Origin of the sequence: Streptomyces thermovulgaris (genome assembly GCF_002155915.1) — a bacterium.
GTDB lineage: Bacteria > Actinomycetota > Actinomycetes > Streptomycetales > Streptomycetaceae > Streptomyces > Streptomyces thermovulgaris.
Map to the genome: position 1 here is coordinate 1 of NZ_MUME01000390.1, position 4218 is coordinate 4218.

At 71.6% G+C, this 4218-nt stretch carries 3 protein-coding genes and 1 pseudogene; 1 reads left to right on the forward strand and 3 read right to left on the reverse strand.

Going from position 1 to position 4218, the window contains the following annotated elements:
- Positions 1–48: 48 nt before the first annotated feature.
- Both CCN35_RS24960 and CCN35_RS24965 read right to left on the reverse strand, forming a co-directional pair.
- Entirely contained in the window at positions 49–567 is a 519-nt protein-coding gene (locus CCN35_RS24960) for a DoxX family protein (protein WP_067394624.1), read from the reverse strand.
- Between the two features lie 192 nt (positions 568–759).
- Positions 760–2037, reverse strand: coding sequence for a hypothetical protein (locus CCN35_RS24965; RefSeq protein WP_067394627.1), 1278 nt, complete (start codon positions 2035–2037; stop codon positions 760–762).
- Positions 2038–2426: 389 nt separating this feature from the next.
- On the opposite strand from CCN35_RS24965, the gene CCN35_RS24970 reads away from it, so the two are divergent.
- Positions 2427–2900, forward strand: a complete 474-nt coding sequence (locus tag CCN35_RS24970) for a pyridoxamine 5'-phosphate oxidase family protein (RefSeq protein ID WP_067394630.1) — start codon at positions 2427–2429, stop codon at positions 2898–2900.
- A 27-nt stretch (positions 2901–2927) separates the two neighbouring features.
- Here CCN35_RS24970 and guaA read toward each other — a convergent pair.
- Positions 2928–4218, reverse strand: a pseudogene (gene guaA, locus CCN35_RS24975) (glutamine-hydrolyzing GMP synthase); the annotation flags it as partial.

Genomic DNA, 4218 nt, shown 5'->3' on the forward strand with positions numbered 1-4218 from the left:
CGCCCGCCCCGTCGTGCTCTTCCGTCCGTCGTGTCTTCCCGTCCGGGGCTACTCCATCCCCCTCCGCCGTGCCCGCAGCACCGCGTCGAGGGAGAGCACCGGGGCACCGGCGAGGACGAGGGGCAGCCAGGCCATCAGATAGGCGAGGTCGTTGCCGTAGTAGTAGGGGGTGGTGGACCAGCTGACCGTGAGCCACAGGCTGAGGGAGATCAGTGCGCCGCCGAGTGCGGCCAGACGGCTCAGCAGGCCGACGAGGACGCCGAGGCCGACGGCCAGTTCGGCGAAGGCCATGCCGTAGCCGAAGCCGACCGGGTTCTTCAGGGCCAGGTCGACCAGGGCGGGGACGGCGGAGGAGTCGCGGACCGCGCGCATGGTCTCGCCGATCGATCCGGGACCGGCGCTCTTCAAAAAGGCGCTGTCGGTGAGCTTGTCGAGACCGGCGTAGACGAAGGTGACGCCCAGGAAGATCCGGAGGGGAAGCAGGGCGTGGCGGGCCGCGGTCTCGCGCCAGGTCTCGTTCCGGCCGACGTACAGGCCATGTGTGTCCGCGTGCACACTTTGGGTCATCGCTACCAGCCGCCTCTCACCGCCGTGCCGTTCACATGGTGTGCCCCCCGCAGGACCATACGTATGCACGGCTGGGCCGCCTCAACCCCGCGGAACCATTTTTCCGGCTTCCGCGTGACTTCGGGCCGTCTGTCGCAAGGTGCCCGGTCCCGCGGACGGCGGAGGGGCGTCGCTCCCCGGTGCGAGGGGGCGTCATTCCACGACGTCGATCGTGTACCGGTTCGTCTCCACGCCCGCCGCCGTCACCACCTGCACCTCGACCCGGCCCGGTTCCACGTCCGCCGGGACGGGCACGGTCAGTGTCGTGTCCGTGGGATTGCTGAAACCGCCCGTGACCGGGACCAGGGGCACCTGGACGTTGACCGCGCCGATGCGCACCACCATCCGGGCCAGCCGGTCGGCCCGCTGCGCGCCCGGCGGGACGAAGCCCGCGCCGCGGATCTCGATGTCGTCGCCGGTGCGGATCGGCGCGTCCAGGTCACCGGCCTCCCGGGCCCGGACCACCGACAGGACGACCGGACGCCCGCCCTCGGCGTACTTGCCCGCCAGATAGGTCGCCGCCGACACCAGCACCACCACCGCGAGTCCCCACGGCAGGTCGGGCAGCTGGTCGGGGCGCCGGGCCAGCCGGACCGCGGCGAAGACCAGGGCCACGGCGTTGATCACGACGTACTGGATGTCCGCGAACGTCCCCCGTCCCGCGTCGTCGGTCAGCAGGTCGGCCGCGCGCGGCCGGTCCGCCCGCACCTTCTGCAGCCGCTGCTCCTGCACCCTCAGCCCGACGACCCGCCGCACCAGGACCGCGATCCCGCACACCACGGCGAGCACGGTGACCACACCGGCGCCCCGGGCCAGCTCCAGTCCATGGATCAGCGCATCGCGCTCGGCGGGGTCCGAGGCGGCTGCCAGCCGGCCCGCCAGGACCAGCACCGCGTACGCCACGAACAGCACCCATGCGGCGGCGACCGCCCGTGAGGTGGACAGCCGGTTGTCCTCGCCGATGACCGGGGCCAGCGCCCCGCCGCGCGCCCGGTGGAACCAGGAGGCGGCGGTCAGCGCACCGCCCATCACGACGGCCGCGAGCAGCCCCGCCGTCCGTGCGGTGCTCCAGCCCGCTCCGACCGCCGTCAGCGCCTGCACCAGAAGCAGCAGTACGACCGCCGCCCACACCGTGTACGTCGTCCAGCGCCACAGCCGGGCCAGCCAGGCCTGGCCCTCGGCCCGGGCGCGTTCGGCGACGAGCTCCGCCGCCTGGGTCAGCTCCTCCGAGATCCACTGCCGGGAGGCCGGCGCCGAGTGGGCCACGGCCGCCGGCAGTCCCTGGCCGGCGGCGAACTCGTCCCGTTTGAGGAGGAATGCGGCAACCGCCTTCCGGTGCCCCGCACGTGCTCCGTGCGGACAGTCCCCGCATGTGCAGCCGCCCCCGTGGGCAGCCGTCACCGCACCGTCTCCCAGCTCCTGCACCGCCACGTCCGACGCCCGCCTTACTCCGTCAGCCCGCAGCCAGTCCGCGGACAACACCCTTACGCCGTCAGCGAATTGTGCCCTATACCGCCCCGCCCTCGGCCGCCAGGTCCGATCAGCCCGGTCAGCGCGGGTGATGTCGGAATCGCTGTGTTGACGCGGCCGCGCACATGTCCGTACGGCCGGTCTCGCCCCGGATGATTCCGGGCGGGCGGCCCGGGATCCGGCGCGTCCGCCGCCCCGGCCCAGGAGCCGTCCGCCGAGCCGGGCGGACGACCGGACGAACGGGGCCGGGCGAGCAGACCGGAGGAGCGGACCGGACAACCGGATCGGGTTGGACCGGCTGCCCCGGAATCTCGACAGAAGATGTCAGGTATTGCCGCAAGACTCGCGGCATGAGCACCAACTGGGCGGCCTTCGCCGCAGCGGAACCCGAACTGGCCACGACCGTCGAACAGCGCTTCGGGGCGTTCACCCACCATGTCCTCGCCACCCTGCGCAAGGACGGCTCCCCTCGCACCACCGGCCTGGAGGTGCGCTTCCTCCACGGCGAGCTGTGGCTCGGCATGATGCCGAACTCGCTCAAGGCGCTCGACCTGCGCCGGGATCCGAGATTCGCGCTCCAGGCCAATCCCGGGCCGGGCACCACGATGGGCGGCGGCGACGTACGGATCTCCGGACGGGCGATCGAGGTGGAGGACCCGCGGACGAAGAGGGCGTACACGGAAGAGGTGGAACCGCCGGAGCCGTTCCACCTCTTCCGCACCGAGTTGACGGAGGTCGTACGGACCTGTGTGGAGGACGACACCTATCTGGTCGTCCAGGTCTGGAAGCCCGGAGAGCCGGTGCGCACGCTCAAACGGACCTGAGCCGGACGGGACCGAGCCGCCGGGGGCTCACTCCCACTCGATCGTCCCCGGGGGCTTGGAGGTCACGTCGAGCACGACCCGGTTGACCTCCGGGACCTCGTTGGTGATCCGGGTGGAGATCCTCGCGAGCACGTCGTACGGCAGACGCGACCAGTCGGCGGTCATCGCGTCCTCGGAGGAGACCGGGCGCAGCACGATCGGGTGGCCGTAGGTGCGGCCGTCGCCCTGGACACCGACGGACCGCACGTCCGCGAGCAGCACCACCGGGCACTGCCAGATGTCCCGGTCCAGGCCGGCCGCCGTCAGTTCCTCACGGGCGATGGCGTCGGCCTCGCGCAGCAGGTCCAGGCGCTCCTTGGTGACCTCGCCGACGATCCGGATGCCGAGACCGGGCCCCGGGAACGGCTGCCGGTGGACGATCTCCTCCGGCAGCCCCAGCTCCTGGCCGATCATGCGGACCTCGTCCTTGAACAGCTGGCGCAGCGGCTCGATCAGCTTGAACTCGAGGTCCTCGGGCAGGCCGCCCACATTGTGGTGCGACTTGATGTTCGCGGTGCCGGTGCCGCCGCCGGACTCGACCACGTCCGGGTAGAGCGTGCCCTGGACCAGGAACTCCACCGCCGGGCCCTCGTCCGCGACGATCTCCGCCTGGGCCTGCTCGAAGACCCGGATGAACTCACGGCCGATGATCTTCCGCTTCTCCTCGGGGTCGGTGACCCCCTTGAGCGCGGTGAGGAAGCGCTCCTCGGCGTCCACGACCTTCAGCTGGACGCCGGTCGCGGCCACGAAGTCCTTCTCGACCTGCTCGGTCTCGCCCTTGCGCATCAGGCCGTGGTCGACGTACACGCAGGTCAGCTGGGAGCCGATGGCCTTCTGGACGAGGGCGGCGGCGACCGCGGAGTCCACACCGCCGGACAGGCCGCAGATCGCGCGCTTGTCGCCGACCAGCTCACGGATGGCGGCGACCTGCTCCTCGATGACGTTGCCCATGGTCCAGGTCGGCTCGAGCCCCGCACCGCGGTACAGGAAGTGCTCCAGCACCTGCTGGCCGTACGTGGAGTGCAGGACCTCGGGGTGGTACTGCACGCCGTACAGCTTCTTCTCGTCGTTCTCGAACGCGGCGACCGGGACGACGTCCGTGGAGGCCGTGACGGTGAAGCCCTCGGGAGCGGCGGAGCAGGCGTCGCCGTGCGACATCCACACGGACTGCTCGGCCGGGGTGCCCTCGAAGAGGGTGGACGAGGACTTGGAGACGGTCAGCGCGGTGCGGCCGTACTCGCGGGCACCGTGTTCTCCACGGTGCCCGCGAGTACGGCCG